The organism is Rhizobium sp. 01T444 (assembly GCF_056398305.1).
Genome location: NZ_JBFTPD010000455.1, coordinates 1 through 500, shown reverse-complemented (window position 1 = coordinate 500; position 500 = coordinate 1). Strand labels below are relative to the sequence as shown.

Genomic DNA, 500 nt, shown 5'->3' with positions numbered 1-500 from the left:
GTTCGGCGCCGCGCCGGCGTCGACCCAGAAACGGTCGTAGCAGTAGCGCTGTTCGAAGTCCCCCACCTGGTCCTCGGCATAGGGCAGGGGGCCGGCACCGCTCGCGGCCGGCTCGGCCGCGCCCGGCACCATTGCCAGCCGGATGAAGTCGGCGCGCGTGAGCCGGCGCGGATCGTCGAGCGCGAGATAGGCCATGACCGGCATGCGGTAGTACTCGATCTGCCTGAAGCGCAGCGCGCCGGGCTCATCGGAATGGTGACTCACCAGCGGGCGCATCAACCAGGCCCAGTGCCTTGCAAGGCGCGGCGCGCGATGCTCGGCCACGTGCGAGATGAAGGCCTCGCGCTGCTGCGCATCGGAAGCCGACAGCACGCCGCCTTCGGCATCCAGCCATTCGACGCTGTGCATGCAATGAAGCGCCTGGCCCTGCGCGTCCCAGCCGCCGGGGTAGGCGCGGCCGAAGCGGTAGAGGAGCTCCTGTGCCTGCGGCAGCCTCAGGT

1 pseudogene is annotated in these 500 nt (G+C 70.4%); it reads right to left on the bottom strand.

From position 1 onward, the window contains the following. A pseudogene (locus AC1DTN_RS39445) lies at positions 1-500 on the bottom strand (hypothetical protein); the annotation flags it as partial.